Source organism: Streptomyces sp. CB01635, assembly GCF_002803065.1.
Lineage (GTDB): Bacteria > Actinomycetota > Actinomycetes > Streptomycetales > Streptomycetaceae > Streptomyces.
Genome location: NZ_NNBL01000052.1, coordinates 1 through 22,617 on the forward strand (window position 1 = coordinate 1; position 22,617 = coordinate 22,617).

18 protein-coding genes are annotated in these 22,617 nt (G+C 67.4%); 7 read left to right on the forward strand and 11 right to left on the reverse strand.

The window, feature by feature from the left end; all coding sequences use genetic code 11:
- Positions 1-149: 149 nt before the first annotated feature.
- Positions 150-2,225, reverse strand: coding sequence for an outer membrane protein assembly factor BamB family protein (locus tag CG723_RS45480; RefSeq protein ID WP_100599424.1), 2,076 nt, complete (start codon positions 2,223-2,225; stop codon positions 150-152).
- Positions 2,226-3,157: 932 nt separating this feature from the next.
- Here CG723_RS45480 and CG723_RS45485 point away from each other — a divergent pair.
- Positions 3,158-3,439, forward strand: a complete 282-nt coding sequence (locus CG723_RS45485; protein ID WP_100599425.1) for a hypothetical protein — start codon at positions 3,158-3,160, stop codon at positions 3,437-3,439.
- Between the two features lie 323 nt (positions 3,440-3,762).
- On the opposite strand, the gene CG723_RS45490 is transcribed toward CG723_RS45485, so the two are convergent.
- A complete protein-coding gene (locus tag CG723_RS45490; RefSeq protein ID WP_159032730.1) occupies positions 3,763-5,703 on the reverse strand; it encodes a pentapeptide repeat-containing protein in 1,941 nt (646 codons plus the stop codon).
- 558 nt (positions 5,704-6,261) lie between these two features.
- Between CG723_RS45490 and CG723_RS46730 the strand changes: the two genes are divergently transcribed.
- Together CG723_RS46730 and CG723_RS45505 are read left to right on the forward strand one after the other, a co-directional pair.
- Entirely contained in the window at positions 6,262-6,429 is a 168-nt protein-coding gene (locus CG723_RS46730; RefSeq protein WP_159032731.1) for a hypothetical protein, read from the forward strand.
- 507 nt (positions 6,430-6,936) lie between these two features.
- Complete coding sequence (locus CG723_RS45505) at positions 6,937-7,242, forward strand: pentapeptide repeat-containing protein (protein ID WP_159032732.1); 306 nt, start codon at positions 6,937-6,939, stop codon at positions 7,240-7,242.
- Between the two features lie 76 nt (positions 7,243-7,318).
- Here CG723_RS45505 and CG723_RS48590 read toward each other — a convergent pair whose 3' ends face one another.
- A complete protein-coding gene (locus tag CG723_RS48590) occupies positions 7,319-7,669 on the reverse strand; it encodes a bacterial transcriptional activator domain-containing protein (protein WP_100599430.1) in 351 nt (116 codons plus the stop codon).
- A 2,438-nt stretch (positions 7,670-10,107) separates the two neighbouring features.
- On the opposite strand from CG723_RS48590, the gene CG723_RS45520 reads away from it, so the two are divergent.
- Positions 10,108-11,288 (forward strand): IS3 family transposase gene (locus tag CG723_RS45520; RefSeq protein WP_100599432.1). Its coding sequence is split into 2 segments (ribosomal slippage): positions 10,108-10,375 and positions 10,375-11,288, totalling 1,182 coding nucleotides; the frame shifts between segments, so codons are not numbered across the junction.
- 85 nt (positions 11,289-11,373) lie between these two features.
- On the opposite strand, the gene CG723_RS48865 is transcribed toward CG723_RS45520, so the two are convergent.
- Positions 11,374-11,502 (reverse strand): hypothetical protein, encoded by a 129-nt coding sequence (locus CG723_RS48865; RefSeq protein ID WP_267893784.1) that lies wholly within the window; start codon positions 11,500-11,502, stop codon positions 11,374-11,376.
- Between the two features lie 51 nt (positions 11,503-11,553).
- Here CG723_RS48865 and CG723_RS46735 point away from each other — a divergent pair, with 51 nt between their 5' ends.
- Positions 11,554-12,009: a hypothetical protein gene (locus tag CG723_RS46735; protein WP_159032733.1), complete on the forward strand. Its 456-nt coding sequence runs from the start codon at positions 11,554-11,556 to the stop codon at positions 12,007-12,009.
- 504 nt (positions 12,010-12,513) lie between these two features.
- On the opposite strand, the gene CG723_RS45530 is transcribed toward CG723_RS46735, so the two are convergent.
- On the reverse strand, positions 12,514-13,263 hold the full coding sequence (locus tag CG723_RS45530; protein ID WP_100599433.1) for an SDR family NAD(P)-dependent oxidoreductase: 750 nt from the start codon (positions 13,261-13,263) through the stop codon (positions 12,514-12,516).
- Positions 13,264-13,636: 373 nt separating this feature from the next.
- Positions 13,637-14,491 carry a hypothetical protein gene (locus CG723_RS45535; protein ID WP_100599434.1) on the reverse strand — a complete coding sequence of 285 codons (855 nt, stop codon included), beginning with the start codon at positions 14,489-14,491 and terminating at the stop codon, positions 13,637-13,639.
- Positions 14,492-15,054: 563 nt separating this feature from the next.
- Here CG723_RS45535 and CG723_RS45540 point away from each other — a divergent pair.
- Positions 15,055-15,579 (forward strand): AAA family ATPase, encoded by a 525-nt coding sequence (locus tag CG723_RS45540; protein ID WP_100599435.1) that lies wholly within the window; start codon positions 15,055-15,057, stop codon positions 15,577-15,579.
- Positions 15,580-16,628: 1,049 nt separating this feature from the next.
- Here the strand turns inward: CG723_RS45540 and CG723_RS45545 are convergent.
- Positions 16,629-17,138 carry a hypothetical protein gene (locus CG723_RS45545; protein ID WP_234374896.1) on the reverse strand — a complete coding sequence of 170 codons (510 nt, stop codon included), beginning with the start codon at positions 17,136-17,138 and terminating at the stop codon, positions 16,629-16,631.
- Positions 17,139-17,184: 46 nt separating this feature from the next.
- Positions 17,185-17,367 carry a hypothetical protein gene (locus CG723_RS45550; RefSeq protein ID WP_199842144.1) on the reverse strand — a complete coding sequence of 61 codons (183 nt, stop codon included), beginning with the start codon at positions 17,365-17,367 and terminating at the stop codon, positions 17,185-17,187.
- 244 nt (positions 17,368-17,611) lie between these two features.
- Between CG723_RS45550 and CG723_RS45555 the strand changes: the two genes are divergently transcribed.
- Positions 17,612-18,181 (forward strand): GNAT family N-acetyltransferase, encoded by a 570-nt coding sequence (locus tag CG723_RS45555; RefSeq protein WP_100599437.1) that lies wholly within the window; start codon positions 17,612-17,614, stop codon positions 18,179-18,181.
- Between the two features lie 224 nt (positions 18,182-18,405).
- On the opposite strand, the gene CG723_RS45560 is transcribed toward CG723_RS45555, so the two are convergent.
- From CG723_RS45560 to CG723_RS46740, 3 genes are read right to left on the reverse strand one after another with little or no spacing between them, the layout of a single operon-like run.
- Positions 18,406-18,624, reverse strand: coding sequence for a hypothetical protein (locus tag CG723_RS45560; protein ID WP_199842145.1), 219 nt, complete (start codon positions 18,622-18,624; stop codon positions 18,406-18,408).
- Positions 18,621-19,895: an RNA-guided endonuclease InsQ/TnpB family protein gene (locus CG723_RS45565; RefSeq protein WP_100599439.1), complete on the reverse strand. Its 1,275-nt coding sequence runs from the start codon at positions 19,893-19,895 to the stop codon at positions 18,621-18,623. Before CG723_RS45565 ends, CG723_RS45560 begins: the two co-directional genes overlap by 4 nt.
- 26 nt (positions 19,896-19,921) lie before the next feature.
- The gene (locus tag CG723_RS46740) at positions 19,922-20,851 is read right to left on the reverse strand and encodes a hypothetical protein (protein WP_159032735.1); all 930 of its coding nucleotides are present in this window, start codon (positions 20,849-20,851) and stop codon (positions 19,922-19,924) included.
- Between the last annotated feature and the right edge of the window lie 1,766 nt (positions 20,852-22,617).

A 22,617-nucleotide genomic window follows, 5' to 3' on the forward strand; every position in this document is an offset into this window, starting at 1 on the left:
GGGAGGAACGTTCCCGCATGCACCCTCTGAGCTGGGGATTCACGGAACTCCAGACAGAGCCCCGGTTTTCCCCACACCCGCTCGATTTTGATTCCCAGTTAGTCGACCTTCGACGATCGGGGCCGCACGCTTGTTGAGGGTGGGGAAAGCTATGCCGGGTCTTTCCCGGTGGCGTCCAGGGCGTACATGTTCCCGTCGGCGCTACCTACGTACACGACCCGTTCGGCCACCGCCGGCGTGGCGGAGACCCCGCCGCCGGTGGTGAAGGCCCATCTCTGTTTTCCGGTGGCGGCGTCCAAGGCGTACATGTTCTTGTCGTAGCTGCCTACATACAGCACCCCCTCAACGACCACCGGCGGCTGTTGGACCGAGCCACCGGTAGTGAAGATCCATTTCTCGGCTCCGGTGGCGGCGTCCAGGGCGTACACGCTGTTGTTGCTGCCGAAGTACACGACCCCGTCGACCACCGCGGGCAACGAGAAGAAATCGCTGTCGATGGTGAAGGCCCACTTCTGCTTTCCGGTGGCGGCGTCCAGGGCGTACACGTCTTTGCGGTTGCCGGTATACACGATTCCGTCGGTCACCACCGGCGACGAGAAGCCCCGGTCGGTACCGGGGTTGGAGGCCCACTTCTGTTTTCCGGTGGCGGCGTCCAGGGCGTACACGTTGGTGGCGCCGCCGAAGTACACGACCCCGTCGACCACGGCCGCCGACGAGAAACCCCAATCGGTGCCGGGGCGCTCGAAGTCCCATTTCACGGCCCCGGTGGTGGCGTCCAGGGCATGCACGTGGTTGCTGCTGCCGATGTATACGATCCCCTCGGCCACCGCAGGGGACTCGTCGACAGGGTTGTGGTTGATGCTGGCGGGAAAAGCCCATGCTCGGTTCCCGGTGCCCGCGTCCACGGCGTACACGCTTCCGTCGTCGCTGCCGAAGTACACGACCCCGTCGACCACGGTAGGCAACGAGTCGACGTTGCCGCCGGTGGCGTAGGTCCATTTTGGGTTCCCAGTGCGCGCGTCCAGGGCGTGCATCTTGTTGTCGTCGCTGCCGACGTACACGACTCCGTCGACCACCGTCGGCGACGAGTTGATCAGGCGGCCGATGGGCTGCCGCCACCGAAGCCGAGCGTAGCGACTGCCGTCGTCGAACAGGGTGAGGGCGGCGGTGATGCCGGCTGTGGCGGCGGCGCCGATGCCGAGCCCCAGCGCTGTGCGGCGGGTGATGCGCCGAGGCCGGGTGCGCGCGGCGGCCGGTCCCGGCACGTGCTCTGGGGCAGGGGCCGTGGCGGTGGGGTCTTGGTGCGGGGTGTGGTTCCGGGGGATGGTCGTCAGTCCTCCCGGGGTGGCGGGGCCAGCGCCCGCAGGGGGGGCCGCGTCTGGAAGAGAGGTGTCGGTCACGGAGCCCGGGGTGCTGGTGGGGAGTTCGCGGAGCCGATGGTGAACCTCGGCCGCGGACGCGGGGCGGTGGTCGGGGTTCTTGGCGAGCAGGGCCAGGACAAGGTCGTCCAGGGCGGCGGGAACGCCTGATCGGATTTGGCCCGGCGGCAGCGGGGTCGTATGCAGATGGGCTGCCATCATCGCGACGAGGTCGCCAGCCCGGAAAAGAGGTTGTCCGGTGAGGAGTTCGTGGAGGACGCAGCCCAGCGAGTACAGGTCAGAGCGGGCGTCCCCGGGAAATTCGCCGAACCGCTCGGGAGGCATGTACGCCAAGGTGCCGATGACCTTGCTCGACCTGTGCGTGGACGCCAGGTACCGGGCTATTCCGAAGTCGAGGATCTTCACCCGACCGTCCAGGCCGAGCATCAGGTTCGCCGGCTTCAGGTCCCGGTGTACGATCCCGGCCGCATGGGCGACCCCCAACGCCGCGGCGGTCTGCGCCGCCCACTCCACCGCCGTCGCCACCTCGGGCGGACCGTCCTGACGGAGCACGGTGTCGAGGTCGCGCCCGGCGAGGAACTCCATCACCAGGTAGAGAGTGCCGTCGTTGGGATCCAGACCCATGTCGAAGACCGTCACCACGCCCGCGTGGTTGAGCCCGCCAGCGGTTTTGGCCTCCCTGTAGAACAATTCCGCGCCGGAGGCGTCGCGCCGGTCGTGCGGCAGCAGCTTGACCGCCACCCGGCGCTCGATCACCCGGTCACGGCCCTCCCACACCTCCCCCATACCACCCCGGCCGACGAACGCGACCAACTCGTAACGACCACCCAAAACTCGTACAGCCACAGACAACTCCCCCGGATGGCGCATCGAGCCGGCCCCGCCTCGCGAGACCACACCGAAGATCTCACACCCGCCACCACAGGGCCCATCCACCCACCGGCAACGAGACCGAATCGACGGTTGTCTCCGACGAGTTCGGGCCGTGGGCTGGCGAGCGGGCCGAGAATCCCGCAGAACCCCGGTCGACGAGACGATCGTCCGCCTCGGGCGCGGGATCCCTATGACGTCGACGCAGCCCCGGCCAGACCTCAGGACAGAGATCCGCATCCGACCACACGTCGGTCTCGACTGGGGAATTCAGATGAGCAGCTCTGGCCAACTACGCGAGCGGGGGGTGGTGACTTTCAGGGAGCGTCATCGAGCCGCCCGCGTTAGGCCCCGGAGCTACCATCCAGTGATGGCGATCTCACGTGACCTGGATGGGCGAATGATTCTGCCGCCGGAGCGGGTTGAGGCTCTCGCGGGTGTACTCAAGTTGCGACACGAGGTCATGGAATCAGGCCATATGCCCTACCCGCGTGACTGGCCCCTGCCTCAATGCCCGGAGTGCAACGGGTCCGTGGAGAAATGGATCGGCAGTGGGGACGAGGGACGGCCGAGCCGGTTCTGGTTCGTTCCCTGTGGGCACGGCATCGTCGCGGCCCAGCCTGCTGTGTGATACGGCTGCCGACCGTCATCGGATCGCTCTGAGAGTTCCGCATGACGTGTGTTGAGCGTAGAGAGCTCGTCGGCCGACGAAGGCGCTCGAGCGGAGAATCGCTAAGAATCGTACGCCGGTCGAACACCGGGATCAACGTTCTTGGCCCGCGATAAGCTCACATCAGGTGCAGCACGGAGTAATCGCCGCGAACCCGTCCGACGTATATGGCCCACGGTGTACTTTCAGGCGGAGCGCGCCGCCGGCGTCCCGCCACCGTGAGAGGACCGAAGCCCAGATGGAATCCGCCATCGTCGCACGCGAACGGCTTCTGGCACGCAAGCAGGAGCTGCGGGATGAACTGGAGCAGGTGCAGCGGCACTTGGAGCAGCTAGAGACGACGGTGGTCGCGTCGCAGTGGCGGCATGCCCCCAGTGGGCCGATGGGTCGTGGAACCGTGTACCACACGGGAACGGACGACCGCTGCCGACTGACGAACGGCCCGGAAACCATCACCCTCTACGAGGCCCTGCAGACGGGACTGGCCCCGTGCAGCAGGTGCAGGCCGAAGCAGTCGTAGCGCGGCCTGCACCTGCGGTGAGGCGGGGCAGCAGACCGTCTGGCTCCAGAGAATGCTCCTGATCCCGCCCCAAGGCGCCATGACCGCCTCGGCCCGGGGCGCCTGACGGAACGGAAGCTGACACCTCGTTTAATTTGTCTTATGCGAGGCTGCTTGAGCTGGGGATTAGCCTCGGCGGTGATTCCTGTTTGGCTTCCCAAGGCCATCACGCGCAATGCCGACGGGCGGGTCCACCATGCCTGCGTGATCGACTCTGGCGTCACAGCTGTGACTGACGTGTCTCGTTGCAGGTGAGCCGGTCTCGGTGTACCTGAAGGGAGGGGTCAGCGTTTGACGCGGTTGCGGACGGCGAGGGCGGCCAGGCCGAGCAGGAGGGCGCCGAGGAAGCGGGAAGCAAAGGCGATGGCCTTGCCCCAGCCGGTGAGCTCCTGCTCGTCGGCGTTGAACAGGGACACCGAGGAGACGACCTCCAGGGCCTTGCCCGCCCGTTCGGCGGTGAAGCGGTCGACTAGGGCGTTGGTCGGGACGGTGGGATCGACCGACTCGCCGGCCGTCACCACTACCTGGCACTTGGGGCGTGATGGGTCGTCAGTGGTGCAGCTGTCCGGCAGTTTCAGACCGGTGTCGGCCAAGACGGCGGCGTCGGCGCTGATGTAGCCGACCGTCGAGGTACCGGTCTCCTTCGCCGGGATCCCGAACGACAGGAGCAGTGCGAACGAGACGCTCATGACCACCAGGAGCGCGCACAGCGCGCGAGAGGCGCGCAGTCCGTAGCCTGAGATCGCCCAGTACAGGGTGAGCAACCACCGCTCGGCCCGCTGGCGGGTGACGTCCAGGCGGCGCATCTCCATCTCGCCGTAGTAGAAGTCCGCCGCCCCCGGCTCGTCCTTGCCGTCTTCCAGGGCCTTGCGCAGGTATCGGTAGACGGGGGCCAGGGACGCCGGTGCTGCGACGGACGTCGCGTTCGCGGGAGCGACTTGCACCGGTGTGCTGCTCGACTGTGGTGTTCGGGTACGGCGCCAGGTGTCCTCGGCCGCGATGATGTTCCGGGCGGTGCGGCGCCAGGTGCTGCGGCGCTTCCAGCCGGGGCGCGGGGTGCGCAGGTAGCGGCAGCGGCCCTCCAGACGGATCTGGTCGAGGTTGAGCACGTTGACGAAGTCGGTGCGCGACACGTCGACGTTGGTCAGGACCATTCGCGTCGTGTCCGTGCCCGATAGATTCTCCAGGACCACGGCCCGTGCGGCGCTTTCCACGTCTTGCGCACCGTCGAGGGCGTCTTCTGGGTCTAGTGCCTCGCCGGGTTCAAGGAAGGGGTCAGGGGCCAGGACCAGGAACGGGTGCTCTGCGCTGCGTGCCATGTCCGCGAGCGTGAGCCGCGTGACCGCGCGACGGCCGGCCACCCGGTGGGCGAGATTGATCTCGTGGGCGCCATGCAGCCGCAGTGTGACGCTGTGCTCCCAGCGCGTCATGGTGCAGTTAACGTTGCGTGCCTGGATCCTGATGTCCACCGGCCCATCGAACCTGGCACGGAGGAAGCTGAGGTCGGTCGCACAACGTAGATCGGCCGCCACCCAGCCCTCCCTGAAAGTCGCTCCGTTGAAGTACGCACCCTGCGCGAAGGTCACGTCGTAGAAGTTGGCGTCTTGGGCGAAGGACGCGATGTTGAAGTGCGCGCCATGCGCGAAGCGGGCCTGATAGAAGTTCGCGTCCTTCGCGAAGGTCGTTTCGAAGAAGTACGCGGCCTTGGCGAAGGTTGCCCCGATGAAGTCCACGCTTTGGACGAAGGTTGCCCCCTGGAAGTCCGTATCCTGCGAGAAGGTTGCCCCGCCGAAGCGTGCGCCTTGGGCGAAAAGCGCCCAGGAGAAGCGCGCGTTCCGGGTGAAAGCTGCCCCAAGGAAGTTCGCGTGCTGGGTGAACTCCGCTTCGAGGAAGTCCGCGTCCCCGAAGCGGTTTTGGAGACATTCTCGCAGCTTGTGCAGTGTTTCCTCGGTGATGCAGGTGCGCCGGAGGTCGACGGGGGCACCGGGCACGAGTCGGCCCCAGTAAGCGTCGCGCTGGTCGGGGTCGGCGTGGTGGAGGCAGACCTCGGCATTGTTGCCCGCGGTACGGATCGCCTCCCAACTCTCGAAGGCGGGGTTCCAGGTGGCCAGGCGTCGACCGAAGCAGTCCGTGGCACTGCACTCCAACGCCTCGCTCCAGTCGTCGAACGTCACCTCCAGCGACTGCGCGAGGGGAGGGTCGGCGGGCGGTGGGGGCGTCATCATGGACTCATCCAAGAACACGTGTCCCTGCCGTCACCAGCGTTTTGAGTGATCCGCCGTCGTCCCGTCGATCGGCCCGTGACCAACGGGCTTAGGGCGTCGTCGGGCAATAATGAACAGCTACGTGAACGCCTCGACCTGCGCGGCAAGCCGCAACGGGCCGGGGCATCGACGCGTCACGGGTACGTGGCCAACTGTCACGCTTACTGTGACCAACTGCAAGCCTCAGTCACACCGCGCACCCGCTCAGGGCTCTCCCGCCTGCCCGGTCGCCCGCGCGAGCGGGTATCTCTACAGATACGTACGGACGGTGGGGCGGTGATGAGGAGTTGTCCCGGGTGGAGCTGTGATGGCGACGTCCTCCCTTGCCCGGGGTCGGCAGTCCCAGTGGCAGCGGGCCATTTCGGAACTCCGGGCCGTGTGGGGCCCGCGGCCGCGCATCGTGTGACCGGCCTCGTGCCGAAAGCGGGCGGGAGCCCTTGCGGGGCTAACTGCCCGCTCCTCCAGGGTCGGTGCGGCTCGCCAACTGGCGGGCGCACCGACAGACCCGGAGGCCTAACGATGCCGCTCTCGCCCACTCCGCCGCCCACCGACCGGACGGCCCTCGCCGTTGCCGCGTTCGGCTCCGCCCTCGGCGTGGTGGTCGCCGTGCAGGCGCCCGCCCTCGTCCCCGCCCTAGGCGTCGGCCTCGGCGTGTGGGCGGCGGTGTACCTCTTCCTGCGGCTGTGACCCGGATATCCGCGGGCCTCGGGCCGGGCTCCATGCTCCTGACGTGGCACTCTCACTCCGGCGCAAGCGCGAGGCCCCCCGGGGCCGGTACGCACCGAACCTCTGGCCCGTCTGGATCGTGGCACCCGTGGCGCTGGTAGCCGCCGGTGTCCTCGGCTGGGTCATCTACCACTACGCCTACGACCACTTCGCGCAGGCGGCCGCCGGTCAGAAGCCGCCCAAGCCGGTCAACATCAATGACGTCCTCAAAGCCACCGTCGCCGCCCTGACCTTGATCGGTGCCGTCCTCGCCGGTCTCTACGCCTACCGCAAACAGCTCCTCGCCGAGGGTGACGCACACCGCGCGGACGCAAGCCAGCTCGCCGACCGCTATACCACCGCTGCCGAACACTCGGCCACGACCAAGCCGCTGTCCGCCTCGTCGGCGTCTACGCCCTCGCCCGCCTCGCCGATGATTGGGCAGAACAACGCCAGGTCTGCATCGACGTCCTGTGCGCCTACCTCCGCATGCCCTACGAACCTGACCTCTCGTTGCCCGGCCATAAAGAAGGAGACCGCGAGGTCCGCCGCACCATCATCCAAGTCATCCGCGACCACCTACAGGAGCTGGACGTGGCTACGGCCTGGTGCCTGCATGACTTCAATTTCACTGGCGCGGTCTTCGACGGCGGAGCCTTCGCAACCAGCCACTTTCGAGGAGCCGTCTCCTTCTACGGCGCGACGTTCAGCAGTGGCACCGTCACCGTCCGCGGCGCGACGTTCAGCGGTACGAGGATTGATTGGGGTCCTCTGCCAGTACTGGCGGGCGCCTAGATCGCCGTCACGCTGCTCGGCTCCGCCTTCGTGGTAGTCGTCGCCGTCCAACAAGTTGCGGGACTTACAACCGCGCTCAGGACGCGGTCCTGCTCATGATGGTGTCGAAGACTTTCTCGGTCTCGCCTTCCATCCCGATCTCGAGGCGTTGGTTGACTGTGCGGAGGGTTTCGTATGCGGCGCTGACTCCGGCGCGGTTGCCTGCCTGGTTCTCGATCAGCATCCAGTCCTGGTACAGGATTTCTGCGCTGTCGTCGATGTCGAGTCCGCGCGTGACGACGCGGCGGGCGGCTGTGAGGTCCGGGCGCGGTGCGGTGCGGTGCCAGGTCGCCAGGGTGTGGGCGACGTCGGTGATGCGGACGAGCATTTCCTGGATGCGGGCGGCGGCCCAGGTCAGGTCGGCGCCGCTGAACGGGCGGCCGCGCACGAGGTCGAGTGCCGCTTCCAGGTCTGCGATGCCGGCACCGGCCTCCGGGCCGTTGGCAAGTCCGCGTTCGGCGAGTTGGGTGAACCGTGTCCAGTCGCAGCGGGCCTGGGGGGAGAGGCGGTAGGTGCCGGTGCGGTCCCGGGGAAGGAAGGGGTTTTCCGTCGGGGTCGGTGCCCAGGCGGTTGCGCAGTTCGGAGATGCGGGACTGGAGCGTTGCCTTGGACCAGGGCTTGCGCGGGTCCAAGGCCTCGCGTGCGGTGTCGCTGCTGATGCCGGGCTTGAAGGGGCGCCGGCGGAGCCGGAGGCCTGTCGGGCGGTGCAGTTGTCCGGGTCACAACCCCGGGCTGTGGGTATCCGCTCGTGCTGTAGGAGATCCGTTGCGGCTGAACGGCATTGTGCCGAAACGGGCTTGTGATCAGTGAGGAGGTGCGCAGAGTGGTTGAGTCTTCCGGTGGCCTGGTGCGCAGTGCGACCGGTGCCGGGGGGTGGCCTGCGGTTCTGCGGCGCCCCGTAGGAACCCGTGCGCGGTGCGCGGTGCGCGGTGCGCAGTACTCGGTGCGCGGTGCGCGGTGCGCGGTGCGCGGTGTGCGGTGTGCGGGTGTTCGGGCTCGCTGCGGAACGGGGGTGCCGGGAGTTGCGCAGCGGGCCCGCCCGGCCCGGATTCCGACTGCGCAGTTGCGACTGGGGCGCGTTGCGCACCGGGTACTGCGCAGCCCGTACCGGTCGACGGTGAGCGGGTGGTACGCATGGTGCAGTGCCCGCCAAAACGCGTACCGGGCATCTGGAGCGGTACGGCGAAAACGCGTACCAGTAGCCGTGCGAACCGGTTGCGTCCTGGGGGCCATTGCTTCGTCTGGCAGGTCTGTGACCTGAGGGTTCTGCAGACCGGTACGCGTTTCGGTACGCGCTTTTCGCCCCGTGTAGAACGCGTACCGGTCGCCGGAGGGCGGCGGGCGCGGCCCGTCGCCGAGGCGTCCTCGAAGCCGGGTGACGCGGGATTGGCCGAGGTGGCCGGTACGCGTTGGGAAACCGAACGCGTACCGGTGTGGGGGAGTGCGCAGTGACCGCGAAAGCGCACCCACGATGCTGCGCACCTTTGCTGCGCAGTCGCAGTGCACTCTGACTGCGCACTCCGGGATCCCCGCTGCGCAGCGTCCCCGCCCACCGCTGCGCAGTGGACGATCGGGTCGTGCTGCGCAACCATCCGCGAGCCCTCGCGCGGGCGGCGACAGGCCACTGCGCAACCGGTGCGCTGTCGCGGCCCGGCGGCGCGGGGCAGCGAGACGTGTGCGTACCGACCGGTGGTAGTGGAGGGTGATGTGGCGCCGTTCGCCCTTGCCGCACTCGCCGTGCCGGCCATCGCCAGCAGGGTGCCCGGGCCGCAGATTGTTCACAGCCGCCCCTGTGGGGTGCCGGCATGCTGGGCGTCGTGTTCCTGCTAATGATCCCCACCAGCCCCGCATGATCGGCTTCGGCGACGTGAAGCTCGCCCTCAGTGCCGGCGCGACGCCCAGCTGGTGGGGATGGAGTGTGCTGCTCCTCGGTCTTTGCCGGCTGCCTCACCGTTGCTCGTTGCTCGTTGCTCGTTGCTCGTTGCTCGTTGCCGTTCCCGGTCATTGGCGCCGCCTTGAGCCCGCCTGTGCGAGCGTGGACCGTGGGACCGGAGGTGGCGGAGCACAGCTGGTGGTGGCAGTCCCCAGCGTCTGGACCAGGCACTGGGCTGACCTTCACCGCTGGCCGTGTGACGGCCTGCGAACCAGATGAACAACCCCACTGCCCGTCATTGGTCGGGAAGTTGGACGGAAGTCGACGGCGATCAGGCGGCCAGGAACCGGTGACGGTCAGGATCGAGCCGATCACCATGGAGCCGTAGTGCCCGGGCAGGGGAGGCCCAGTGTTTGTGACGACCCGCCCGAGCACCGCGGCCGCCACCAGCATCGCCGACAAACTACCCCTCAAAACCCCCAGCAAAGTCACCCCCAAAGGGGGCCTCAAAGCCCCTAGTGCACGCTCCACCGCTGGAGAGAGGGAAACGGCAGGTCAGACCCACCAGTTGGGGCGTACCGGTCGTGCCGACAACCCCTCTCACGCACACTCCGGCCTGGCCACAGGTAGGGGAAGGAAGAAGAAGAGAAAAGAGCAGACGGCAGGGCGAGGCCGGCGCGTGCGTACTCGGGGTCGGAGCCGCGTTGTGTCGTGTGGCGCGTCGGCCGGGGGCCTCCGAGCTCGCGGCCCGATGAGACGGACCGCAGCGGGAAGAGGGACGGATGCGTGTGCACACCGTCTCCGGCTGACGCACCACGGCGGCTCTGCTGTGATGGACGCAGTTGCGCCGCCAGGCGTGACACCTCAACCGGCAGTTGGCTCCGGGGCGTTTCCCCTTGAGCGTGGACACCCTGATCATTGGATCGTGATGATCCATAGGACAGGAGTTCCCGTTGGGGACGTCGAAGTACTCGCCTGAGTTCCGGGCCGATGCCGTCGCGCTGTATCACTCGAGCCCGGGTGGGATGTACGCGTCGGTGGCCAAGGACCTGGGCGTCAACCACGAGACGCTGCGCACGTGGGTGCGGGATGCCGGGCAGGCCGCCCGGCCCGGGGCGGTGGAGGCCACCGCGATGGAGAAGTTGAACCGGCAGCTGCGGGCGCGGGTGAAGGAACTCGAGCTCGAGCGGGAGATCCTGCGGAGGGCCGCGAAGTATTTTGCGGCGGAGACCAGTTGGTGAGCAGCCGCTTCCAGTTCGTCGACGATCACCGTGGCGCCTTCGGCGTCAAGCGGCTGTGCCGGATACTCGCGGTCTCGCGTTCCGGCTTCTACCGGTGGCTGGCCGGCGCATCCGCGCGGGCCGGCCGGGCGAGGGCGGATGCCGAGCTCGCCGAGCACATCGACCGGATCCATCAGGAATCGGACGGCACCTATGGGGTTCCGCGCGTCACCGCCGAGCTGAAGGAGGCTGGGAGGCCGGTCAATCACAAGCGGGTCGAGCGCGTCATGCGCAAGTTCCACATCGTCGGGCTGCATCTGCGCAGGAAGGTCCGCACCACCATTCCCGAGCCGTCGGCGACACCGGTGCCGGACCTGCTCCAGCGGGACTTTGCTGCCCAGGTGCCGAACACCAAGTACGTGGGCGACATAACCTATCTCCCGATCGGCAACGGCCAATTTCTTTATCTGGCAACGGTGTTGGACCTGTGCTCGAAACGCCTGACGGGCTGGTCGATCGCCGACCATATGCGGACCTCGCTGGTCACCGAAGCGCTCAGGGCCGCAGCGAGGGCCCGCGGCGGGGACGGTCTGCGCGGGGCGATATTTCACAGCGACAACGGGGCGCAATATGTGTCGAAGGAGTTCGCCCAGGTCTGCTCGGAGCTGGGCGTGACCAGATCGCGCGGCACGGTCGGCACAAGTGCGGACAACGCCGCCGCGAAGAGTCTGAACGCGAGCATGAAGCGCGAGACGCTCCAGGGTCGCAAGCGGGGGAACGGGGCCAGGGAGGCCCGCCTCGCAGTCTTCCGCTGGGCGACCCGCTACAACACCCGCCGACGGCACTCCCGCCTCGGCCAGATCAGCCCGATCACCTACGAACAGCGATCAACTACGCTGGCCACCGCCGCATGACAACCGGTGTCCACGATCACGGGGAAGGCCCCCGGTCCCGTAGCTACAGGCGGACCGGAGCCGAATCTCGTGCGGTGTGCCGGCGTTAGGCCCAGCCGTGTTCCGTCAGGCCACCGGCATCGTTCAGGTAGCCGAGGAGGCCTTCCTTCGGATACTCGATGAGGTCCTCGGGCAGTTCGTGAACCCTGAACCATGGTCGGTTCGGGTTGGGCATGTCGAAGGTTCCCCCTCGGAGCGTGTCCTGGTACAGATCGTGCCAGGCCCCGTGCTGGATGCCGGATGGGACAGCTATCCCTGGCGCAATGCCGCGGCCGGGCACGCCTGCGGCGCGATCGAGCAGAGTGATGAGCCACCGGTCGCTGAACGCGGCGTCGCGCCGAGCAGCGAGGTAGGCGACGAGCTCGCGCAGCTCCTGCGACAGGTCCCCGGCCGCAGCGACGCCGGCCTCCTCGATCCAGCCGCGCACGAGGGCGCCGTTCACCGGGTCGGCGCACACCAGCGCCACATCGACCTGCCCGAGTCCAGTGGCAAGCAGCTGTTGACGCTTCCCTTCATGGGCCGCAAGGACCCTGTGACGGAGCAGCGGGTCAAGACGACGCATTGGTGGTTCGTGAACCTGCGGGTGGCTGAAGACCTCGGGAACGAGCAGGAGGCCCTGGAGAAAGCTGTGACGCTTACCTGCCGCGCAGCTGAGTGGATGAGGAACGGGCGAACCGGCTGAGGCTGATCGCGGCGTATCGGATGCGCGCCGCTTCTCTCCCCTGACCGGGGATCAACGGAACCGCCGACCACTTCGCCCTGCGGCGGCACCGGGGGCGGCGACATCGTAGGAACCGACGGCTGACCAGTCCGGCCTCTTGATCGAGTGAACACGCCCGCCCCGCCCGTACCTTGGCCGGGGCGGGCGAGTCTGTTGGTCCACGGGAACGAGTCTTCTGGCCTCGGGTGGTGATCTTCGGGGTCGATGTGAACCCTTGTCGTTGAAGCGAATCACCGGCAGGGTGAGGACGTGGTCATCCCTTTTATCCATGACGGTGTAGCGGGAACTGTAACGGTGACCGTGGGGCTTGCTGATGAGCCCGAAGCAGTTGGCAAGCTGCCGGAGGCACGGGGGTTCCCGTACTGCAGCGCCAGTGTTGAACCCCGACCAGGGTCAAGGTGGCCGTGGACAGCCGCAGGCTCGGGTTGGTCGCGCGCCGGGCGGCTGCGAACCGGTAATGGACCGTCAACGCCCCAGCGCTGCTCCCCCGTTCACATGCACGATCTGCGCCGTCATGTACGCCGCTTCAGGTGACGCCACATAGTGCACCGCGGCGGCGATGTCCGAGGGCCGGCCCGCCTGGCCGGTCAGCGACTGCTTGGTCCGGGCGGCGACGAACTCGGGCGTGGCCCGGTCGCCGAAGAACTCGGTGTCGGCGACGAAACCTGGAGCGACCGCGTTCACGGTGATGCCCTGCGGGCCGAGCTTCTGCGCCAGGTCGACGGTGTAGGTGTTGACGGTGGCCTTGGAGCCGCCGTACGAACCGGGGCCGCGCAGCGCGGCGATAGACGACATCTGGATGATCCGGCCGCCGGGCCGGGTGAGGTGCGGTAGCAGGCCTTCGGTGAGCAGCACGGCGGTGAGCACGTTGGCCTCGAAGTTGCGGCGGAAGCTGTCCGCGATGCCTTCGAGGGTGCCGTCGTGGGCCGGTGCGACGTTGCCGCCGGCGTTGGCGACGACCACGTCGACCTGCGCGCCGCCCGCGGTGCAGAACTCCACGGCTCTGCGGGCCTGGCCGGGATCGCTCAGATCGGCGGCGACCCAGGAGGCCGTTCCCGCACCGTGCGCGGTGTCGAGCTCTCCGGCGGCCTTCTCCAGGGGCCCCTCGCGCCGCCCGATGAGGACGACGTGGTCGCCGTCCGCCGCAAAGACCTCGGCCACCGCCCGCCCGATCCCTGTACCGCCACCCGACACCACGACCCTGCGCTGCCCCACGACCCCACCCCATGTCCTCGTTTATGAACGACGGTCACATCTCTGCCCGCCGCACGGTACGACCGCGGGTCGTCGGCGTCAACGGGCAGGTGCCGCGGGCTCCTCACCCGGATGACGGAGCCGCGATCCGCTCCAACATGCCCAACATCCGCCCCTTCGCCCCAGGTCACCGATCCGGAACGGATCGTAAGAAGCGCCGCACGGCGCCGTGTGTATGCCGTTTGCCTCGGAGTCGAACAGCGCGTCCAGGGCGTCTCCGATCCGGATGAGGTCTTCGGTGGAGAGAATGGGTGGAGCCCAGCGCTGTGCGCGTGCGCGGTCGACGAACGCCTCGTCTAGCGGGACGTGGTATCGGGAGAACGTAGGGCTGTTGCTACACGGGCAGTTCGGCCAGTTGCAGACGCACGCGTTCACTGCCCAGGGTGAGAAGCCCACCGTGGCGGCCGGCTGATGCGTAGGCGAGGTCGGGAACCGCGATGGGGGAGCGGGTGAGCAAGTCACCGACCTCGTCGACGTCGGCGCCGCTGCGCGCGAGCCAGGTCAGGCAGGGAGTGGAGTGCTGTGGAGAGGGTGGCAGCCAGGCTGCGTCGATGCCCAGGTGCCACCACAGGGCGACGGCCCGCACCAGGAGGCCGGCGAGCAGCTGCGGGCAGTGCGCCGGCTCGGTCAGCTGTGGGTGAGTGAGCTCCGCCGGATCGAGCGTGTCCTGCTCGAAGACCGGGCGTTCACGCCTGTTGCCCACCACGACTTCCTTCTTGAAGACTTGCTGGTGCTCGCTTGCGTGCGTCATGACGTCGTCGATCAGGTCGATGCGTCCGCCGGTGGGCAGGTGGGTGAGGTGGATACGGCGAGCCGTGATGCCTGCAAGGCGCAGGCCGGGCATCCCGTTGATGGCTCCGTGACGGTTCACGGTGGGCAGGATGCAGGCCGCGACCCGGGCCGCGATGGTCGTTTTGATCTCCAGGAGTGTCCCGCGGTCAGCGATCCACTGGACGTAGCGTGCGGTCCGCCGTTGCGTGACGGCGTTGCGCCGCCGGGCCTCGGGCTCCCAGGAGAGGTTCGGTGACATCAGGTTGGCAGCGAGCAGTGCGTGCAGATGATGTTGCCCGCCGTGAGCTTGGTCGAGCAGGAGCCGGCCGCTTGCACTGCGGGCGCCCCCGCGGGTGGGCAGCGCCAGATACTCCTCGCAGGCCAAGCGGGTGGTGCGGTCGAGGGTGTGGGGAGACACGGGCGAGCCTTTCAGCGGCCAGACTGCCCGGGCAGCAGCCGACTGGAAAGGAAAGCTGCATGAGACACCATTGCAAGGGACCCGGGCATCGCACCCTCCGGGACCTGACGTCCGCGCCCGGGCGCAGAACTCTGGTCTGCAGGCCGTCCCCTGACCTGTAGCTCAGGATCGTAAGCGCTCGCCCTCTCCGCTCGCGGCAAGGGCGCGCCCCAACTGCTGTCGCGACCTTCAGGAGTAGACGATGACGCCGCCTGTGCCTTCCTATCTCTCGCCGCTTCGGTGGCGGTGGATCCAGCCCGGCTACCGGTGGCAGACCACTACCGGCCGCGGTCTGACCTCCGTGACGAGGAGGTCGGCGAGGTTGTCAATCCCGTCCAACCCCGCGAACGTTCCCGGTCACAGCACCGGGCCTGTCCGGCGGATCATGTGACCAGCAGCGCAAGGACTGGGCGGCATGCGTCACCGCCACTGGGTGTCCTCGCGCTGCTGGGCCGCGGTGCGGCCCGGCGATCCCAGGAGAAAAAGCGGTCGCCCTGCACTGGGTCTCCTGGAATGGTCTGGACGTGACCATGTTGTTTCTGATGATTGGGCTGCCCGGGGCCGGAAAGACCACGCGGGCCCGGCAACTCGCCGAGGAGCACAGCGCCCTACGGCTGACGCCGGATGAGTGGATGAACCCACTGTTCGGCGAGTCAGATGCGGATGGGAAGCGCGACGTGCTGGAGGGTCGGCTGCTCTGGCTCGGTCTGGAGGCGCTGCGACTTGGAACCAACGTGGTTTTGGATTTCGGATGCTGGTCCCGTGACGAGAGGTCCGCGATCCGCTGGTTGGTGGAGTCTGTGGGGGCATCCTGCCGCCTTGTGTACGTGCCGGTGGACCATGAGACCCAACGTGCTCGAATTGCCCATCGCCAGTCGACCACCCCGGATCAGACCTTCCCGATGAGTGAAGCAGACCTCGTGCGCTGGAGGACGCTCTTCGAGGAACCCGACGCCGCCGAACTTGGTGGGCATGAGATTGGAGGTCCGCCTCCTGGATGGTCGGGATGGCTGGGGTGGGCTGCCGATCGGTGGCCGTCGCTCGCTTGACCACCAACCTTGGTGCGGCCCAACACCAGGAGCGGGAGAGCTGGGCGTGGAACTGCCCGAGCACGGTGGGGTGTGTGAGCACTTGAAATCCGGGCGTCGCCCGTGGACCGCGGGCGGCCGGCCGCGCGCGGCGTTGGACAGCACCGTGTGACGGCTACGGCATAGCCGGCAGCGGCGAGGAGGCGTCAGTCACGGCTGCCAGGATTCGGATGCGGGGCAAGGACTACGACAGCGGTGAGGACTACGACAACCTTGTTGATCCTCGAAGTGGCCGGACCCAGCAGCCTCTGCCGGAGGATTTGCTGGGCTCCGCCTGCGCCTACGACGATCAGAGCATGCTGATCTGCTCCGGCACTGGCGCAGCCTCACTCGTTGCCTATGGCCTGGAAGCCGCCACCGGCAAGGTGAATGGCAGCTGCCCGACGAGGGGGCCGACCGCATCGCCCCCGACGTCACCGTGGCGTGGCACGGACGCGTCTACGGCAGGGCCAACAATGGGGCCGTAGCGCTGGACGCGCGAACTGGGAAAGACTTGCCCAGCCCTGGCGCCGTGCCGATGGCCGTCAACGAGTCGACTGGCCTGGTGCTCGAGGACAATGCCCTGCTGGCGTATCCCACGAGAGGCTGATCGCTGGCCTTCGGGCGGAGGCCAGCGGCCGGACGGGGACGGTCAGCCGACCTCGTGTCCCCACCCGTTAGAGAGGGCCGTCGCTCGAGGCGGCCGCCTCTGAGGGAGATGAGCGGAGCCGTATCGCTCCACGGCTGCTCCTGGCACCCGATTGTTCTACGCCCCAGCACCTCTGATGGCCTCACTGCGGCGCTCGTCCACATTCGAAAACGGTCCGATCCTCCCCAAGGGCCGAGTTGGGGTGTGAGTAGTTCGGCAGCCTTCGGATCGAAGGTGGTTTGCAGGGTGGTGGCTGAGCCGGAAGGCCATGATCGTTCTAACCGGCATCTTCTGTACCGGAACTACTCACGCCCGGAGAGCACCGTGGGTTCACGGAAACCGAAATCTCTTCAGTGCGAACCCAGGGGTCCATCGGTGTGCTTCAGGTCAGTGGATCCGTGGGTTCGGGTGTACCACGAGGATGCTGAGTGAGCCGAAGAGCTTCGGCTAGAACGTCGGCGTCTACCTGTTCCGGTGTCCTGTCGCTGTATTCGAGGATGTCGTACTCGTCGTCCAGGTTGGCGAGTCGTTCGGCCAAGGGCAGTTCGTGCCCGAAGCGCTGGTGGATCCGGAAGACCAGCTCGCGTGGCGTCAGCTCGCCGGCCAGCATCCGGGCAGCAAGTGCTCGTGCGGCGGCTTCCTGTCCGGCAATGCTGCCCACTGGGTAGAAGGTGAGGCCCAGTTCGTCGAGTACTGGGGGAAGGAGATCGGGGACGTCGTAATCCGCCTCCGCGCGTGTGCACGCGGCCAGCATCCGCAGGGCGGGACTGTCGAGGCCGGCGACGAGCGCATTGCAGGCGCCAGTGACGACATCGGTTGCACGGATCTCGCCCATGCTCCAGAGGGCGGCATGGTCCTGTAGGGCGAGTGCTGCTGCTTCGGTCGACGTCACTCGCCCATGATTCCCTTCATGGTGCGTCCCGGTCGAGCCGGTTTCATCAAAGTTGCTGTTCAGCGCCCTGTTCCAGCAGAGCTCGTGCGGATTCTGCGTAGCGCATGGCGGTCTTCTCGTCGAGGCCGAACACCTCCGCGAGGTGAAGCGGGTCGGGCCCGTGGGTCAGGGCCTCTTCGAGCTGGCGGTCGACGCAAAGCCGTTCCAACGTCGCGCCCTGCCCGCGCATCGCGGCGCTGATCCAGTGCTACCCGGACCTGCTCAGCAGGTCGCGTCGTGCGGCGACCAGGGCCCGCCACCGGGCGCGGGTGCACCTTTCGCCGTCCAGCCAGCGGGGCGAGATGTGGTCGGCGGGCAGAGGAACGGGAGTGATTGTCAAAGCCTGTGGATTCTTGGGTTGCTGAGGCTGGCCTTCGTCAGCTACGGAGCACAAATGCGTTGCGCTGCACGGGCATGTTGGAGATGCTCCGATCATGGAACCGAATGCTCTGGAGTCGGCGCTCGGCCCAGGTGACGTGCCCGAGCGGATCGAGGCCGAGGGCCTGGTGTTGCGCCGTTGGGAGCCTGATGATCTCGACGATCGGTATCGCGCGATCACAGCTTCGTTTCATCACCTGCATCCTTGGATGGAATGGGCGAGCGAACCGCCGACCGAAGAGGAGCACCGTGAGCGCTTCCGGCACGCTCTGCGTTGGCCAAGCGGCGGAAGCTACAACTTCGGCATCTTCGATCTACGCAGCGGAGCAATTCTCGGAGTGGCTTCAGTCCATGACCAGCTCGGGCCGGGCAGGGTCGAGATCGGCTACTGGTGCCACGTCGACCACATCGGACGAGGCGTCATCTCGAGGTCAGCCCGCGGGTTGACCCGAATCCTCCTCAGCCTGCCGCACGTGAAACGTATCGAAATCCATTGCGACGAGGCCAACCTCCGCAGCGCCGCCGTCCCCGAGCGTCTTGGATACCGCCTCGACCGTATCGAGGACGACGGGATCGAAGCACCAGCGGAGTCAGGCCGGGGCATGGTCTGGATCAAGGAGCGCTGACATCGGTCCGCCGATGCGGACACGGAGGATGCCCAGTTGCAGAGCGGCATCGACTGCGAGAGCCATTCATCGTCCGCCACACGGGGAACGCGCATGAACTATGGAAACCCGCGTGCCCCCACCCCAGAATCCGCAACTCACCAGCGAGTTCCTGCCACCGACGTCACCAGATTCCGCGAACCCTCTGGTTTCTTCCTACGGGCGGGCAGCGTCCCCCGGGGCGTTCACGAGCTGTCCAGCACGGAACGTGCCGGGCCCGCGCCGCCGGCATGAACTTCCAGGTCTTTGGCACGGTTGACCAGCACTCGGCGTCCTGGGTAGGTGCGTTCGGCGATCTCCGCGTCTCGCTGGTCGAACTCGCCGTAGAAGTACCTGACTCCGTCGATGAGTTCGCGTTTCCATGCGCCGGTGGGCCATCGTGTCAGGACCGCCTCGACGGTCATCGGCTCGCGGGGATCGGGCAGATCAGGGCCGCCGGCAGTACCGTCACCCATCCTTCGACTCGCTTCCGGTCCGTCCCTGGGCGCTGTCCGCGATCCGGCTCGTCCGGCAGCTCTTCCTGGGCGGTGAGGGCGCGGTGTTTGATGTTGAGGGCTGCGCCGATGTCGGCGTGTGTGTGGTGCCCGCATCGGGTGCAGGTGAACAGGTCGCGGGTGCGGCGGCTTTTGGCGTCCACGTGGCCGCACTGGCTGCAGGTCTGTGAGGTGTAGGCGGGGTTGACCGCGCTCACCCGCGCCCCGTACCAGGGGGCCTTGTACTCGATCTGCCGTCTGATCTCTGCGAACCCGACATCCAGCATCGACCGGTTCAGGCCCGCCTTCGCCATCACGTTCCGTCCCGGCTCCTGCACCGTTCCCCGCGCGCTGCGGGTCATGTTCTTCACCTGCAGATCCTCCAGGGCGACGTGCGCGAACTGCGTCACCAGACGCTTGGTCAGCAGATGCTGCGTCGACGCACGCCGCGCCGCGACCAGCGCATGCAGCCGCGCGACCTCGTCCCGCGCCTGGCGCCGGCCCGCCGACTGCCGCCGGGCGGGAAGCCCCTTCACATGCCGGCGGGCCATGCGCCGCTGCCACTTGTGCAGCAGCCGCCGGGCATTGTCCAAGTGCCGCGGATTCTCGAACAGCTGCACCTTGTCGTCGCCGATGACCAGCGGGCTGGACGTCGCTGCGAACACCGTCACGCCGAGATCCACCCCGACGGTGCCCGCACTGCGCTGTCGGCGCGATGCCCGCACCGGCTCCGCCGCCGGGATCCGCACGGTGAAGGACGCGAACCAGGCGCGCCCCTCGCGCGCGATCGTCACCGACTTGACCTCCCCGCCCCGCGCCAGCAGCCGTGCCAGACGCCGCGCGGGGCGGTGCAGACGCACGCTGAACATCCGAAACGAATCCCGGCACCGCCCGTACCACTTCGGCCGCGGATAGCCGACCTGAACACCGCGCCGCGCAGCGCTCTTCCAGCTCGAGAACGCCGTGTCGGCGTCCCGGAACGCCTGCTGGCACACGATCGCGTTCACCCCGCGCCACCACGGATGCAACGACCCATGGAACCGCACACAGAAACGGACCGACAAAGCCAATGGCGGTCGCGACGATATCCGCCGAGACCGCCATTGGTAGCCGCTCGCCTTGCGGCCGCACGCGCCTGCGCGGCGTGCCGTGGTGGGCGTCAGGTGTACCTGCTGTGCTCGCAAGAAGCCGCGAGCTGTCATTGACTCCGCGTCAGACGGGTGGGTGCTCAGGGTGCATTCAGGTCGAAGTCCTGTGTCGTGTTGTTCGTGGCGCCGGGGCTCTTGATGTTGTGGTTGATGCTGATGTTGTTGAACATCGGGATGACGCCGCTGAGGTTGACGGGCAGGATCGACCCACCGCCGCCTCCGCCGTTATTCCCGCCAGCCTGGTCATAGGTGATGGTCACCGTGGCCGGTCCGGTCGCGAGTGCGGAGGTACCACCCGTCGGGACGTGGTTCGATCCGCCTCCGCCGCCACCGGGCCCGGCCGAACCGGCGGTGATGTTGCAGCCCCCGCCTCCGCCGCCGCCGAACCAGCCGGCTCCGCCACCGCCGCCGCCGTAATCGCCTCCGCCGTTGCCGCCGACACCGGCTGCGCCGGGAGTGCCCGGCCCGCCGCCGCTGATGGGACATTTGGCTCCGCCAGTGCCGGCATTTGTCTGGGTTCCGCCGCCTCCGCCCTCGCCGCCGTCCGGACGGGTGCCGCCGGTCTGTCCGGTGTTGCCGGCGTTTCCTCCGGTGGCCTCAGAGACTGGAGGAAGGTCGTCTCTGCCGCTCCCCCCGCCGCCTCCGCCGCCGGCGACGATCAGGCGAGGGTCGGTGGCGGCGGCGCCGGTCAGGGTGCAGGCAGGGACGGCCGAACTGCAGGTGCGGACGTCGCTGGAACCACCGCCGGCACCGCCCACAACCGCCGCTTCGCCGCCTGCGCCCCCGCCAGTGCCGACGTTGACATAGAGCGTGGTGGTGCCCGACGGCACGGTGACGGTGCCGGTGACGGTGGCGCCGCCTCCGGCCACACCTCCGTTAGTTCCGTTCCCGCCTGCGGCGCCGGTGGCGGTGACAGTCAGCTGTGTGACGCCGGACGGTACGGCGAACGGCTGGTCGGCGCCGGCGTTGAAGGTAACGGTCACGGGCGCCGCCTCGGCGGGCGTGGCCATGGGGACCACCAGCGCCGCCGGCAGCGCCGTCGTGGCGAGCAGGAGAGCAGCATGCCGGGCCGGGCGCCGTAGCCTCTCGGCTGTGGCTGTGGCTCCACGTCGTTGGGATACCGCATGTTGCAGGCTCAGTCTCACGCTCGGGACTCCTCGAGAAGGGATGCCGAAACCAGGGCACCGCGGAGTGGGGTTTGATGTTCCGGTCCCTGCGCAGGACCGCCCGACGATCAAGCCACACCCGTCCGGTGCCATCCCCCAGACACACCGTCACAGCGCGCCGCGATCCACCTTCCAGCCCCTGCCCGTCGCCGGTCAGGGTGTTGATGGCGGGGGAAGAGTTCACGGGACATCGTGGTTTCCCTTTCCCTGTCCAGGCTTTGACGGTTCTTCTGTTCCGGTATTACATAAGCCGCTTGAGGGGCTTTCAATCAGGCTGTATTGATGTTCGGCTTTTTTCTTTCAGTGGTTTTTGGCGTGCGGTTTTCAGTGGAAACGCTGGGTGGCTGAGCTGGGGTTTGGTGCGTGTGTGCAGGCTGTGCTGAAGGTTTCCTGCCGGTTTCCACTGAAGGGGCGCGCTGTATCTGCAGGTAAGTAAGGCGCTGACCTTGTAGACGGCCCAGGGCCTGTGGGCGGGGCTGGTTGTGCGGCCGCGTTGCCGTCTTTCGGGTGAATCGGGTCTGGTGTACCCCCCCAGACACAACATCAGGCACACCACCCGATCTGCGGTCTGACCTGCTATCAGTTAGCTGATCTGTTCCGCGATCAGGAAGTACACCTCACGGCGTCGAAGCAGCATAGTCGCAGGTCAAACCCCCTTCTGGGGCGATGGCCGGACTCTGACAACCCCTCACACGCACCCCCGACCGTCTGTGACAAGCAGGAAGGAGAGGAAGGACAGGCAGACGGACGGCGGGCGCGTGCTCGGGGTGAGGGCGCGCGAGGCGTTCTCGGCCGCGTCGGCGGAGCCTCCGCGACCGGGACGAGGGAGAGTTGGAAGAGGGCGCGACAGAGGCGCAGGAGGGGCAGAGAGGCGCTCTCAATGGTCCGGAGTCAGGGGCGCAAGCCTGAGGGCCAGAGTTGGAGGTGCCCAAGAGCAAGGAGGACGCTTGGCCTGAGTGAGGGGCTGATGGGCGTCGTGGTTTTTTCATTGGTGTGACGTCATGGGTTTTCACTGCTGGTTATGGGGTGTGAGCTGGGGTTTGGGGGTGGGGGAGTGATGTCGGGTGTCGTCGTTGTGGTGAAGTCCGGTGTTGTTTTGATGTCGCCTCTGTAAGCGTCCTATCTGGGTTGTCTTGCTGACGTAGCGGTATGACCTGAGTTTGTATGTGTACTCGGCAAGCGTCCCGGCACTGAATAAGTGACGCTGAAAGTGAAAAAATGGTGACGTGATCCAGGGCTGACAGGGGTGGTCGGTGGTAAGCAGACAGGCCATAATCTAGCTCACTCATCAAGATGACGCACACGGTCGATCGGGCCCGGGCTATGGTATGTCCGATTCTGACCATATACATGACGGAACATCAAGTTTCATCCGAAAACCCTGGCAGATGCGCCATCACATCCACCAGGGACCTCACCTTGCAGCCAGCCGCTTTTGCAGGACCGCGCGAAGCGTGGGCCTGCAAGGCCGGATCGCGGAGCGATCCGAGCCGCCGGGCCGCGGAGCGGATCCGGCAGGTGTCACGGAGTGACGCCAACTCCCCGACGAAGTCGGGGAGTTCTTTCCGCGCGAAGCGCGGGAACCGCCGCGTAGCGGCGGCGCGTCGTGT

What these genes read in the sequence shown, in the direction of transcription:
- CG723_RS45485 (WP_100599425.1), top strand. Translation starts at nt 3,158, where the DNA reads ATGGAATCCGCCATCGTCGCACGCGAACGGCTTCTGGCACGCAAGCAG.
- CG723_RS45490 (WP_159032730.1), bottom strand. Translation starts at nt 5,703, where the DNA reads ATGATGACGCCCCCACCGCCCGCCGACCCTCCCCTCGCGCAGTCGCTG.
- CG723_RS46730 (WP_159032731.1), top strand. Translation starts at nt 6,262, where the DNA reads ATGCCGCTCTCGCCCACTCCGCCGCCCACCGACCGGACGGCCCTCGCC.
- CG723_RS45505 (WP_159032732.1), top strand. Translation starts at nt 6,937, where the DNA reads ATGCCCTACGAACCTGACCTCTCGTTGCCCGGCCATAAAGAAGGAGAC.
- CG723_RS48865 (WP_267893784.1), bottom strand. Translation starts at nt 11,502, where the DNA reads ATGCCCAACCCGAACCGACCATGGTTCAGGGTTCACGAACTGCCCGAG.
- CG723_RS45550 (WP_199842144.1), bottom strand. Translation starts at nt 17,367, where the DNA reads ATGCGCGGGCAGGGCGCGACGTTGGAACGGCTTTGCGTCGACCGCCAG.
- CG723_RS45555 (WP_100599437.1), top strand. Translation starts at nt 17,612, where the DNA reads ATGGAACCGAATGCTCTGGAGTCGGCGCTCGGCCCAGGTGACGTGCCC.
- CG723_RS45560 (WP_199842145.1), bottom strand. Translation starts at nt 18,624, where the DNA reads ATGACCGTCGAGGCGGTCCTGACACGATGGCCCACCGGCGCATGGAAA.
- CG723_RS45565 (WP_100599439.1), bottom strand. Translation starts at nt 19,895, where the DNA reads ATGACAGCTCGCGGCTTCTTGCGAGCACAGCAGGTACACCTGACGCCC.
- CG723_RS46740 (WP_159032735.1), bottom strand. Translation starts at nt 20,851, where the DNA reads ATGGCCACGCCCGCCGAGGCGGCGCCCGTGACCGTTACCTTCAACGCC.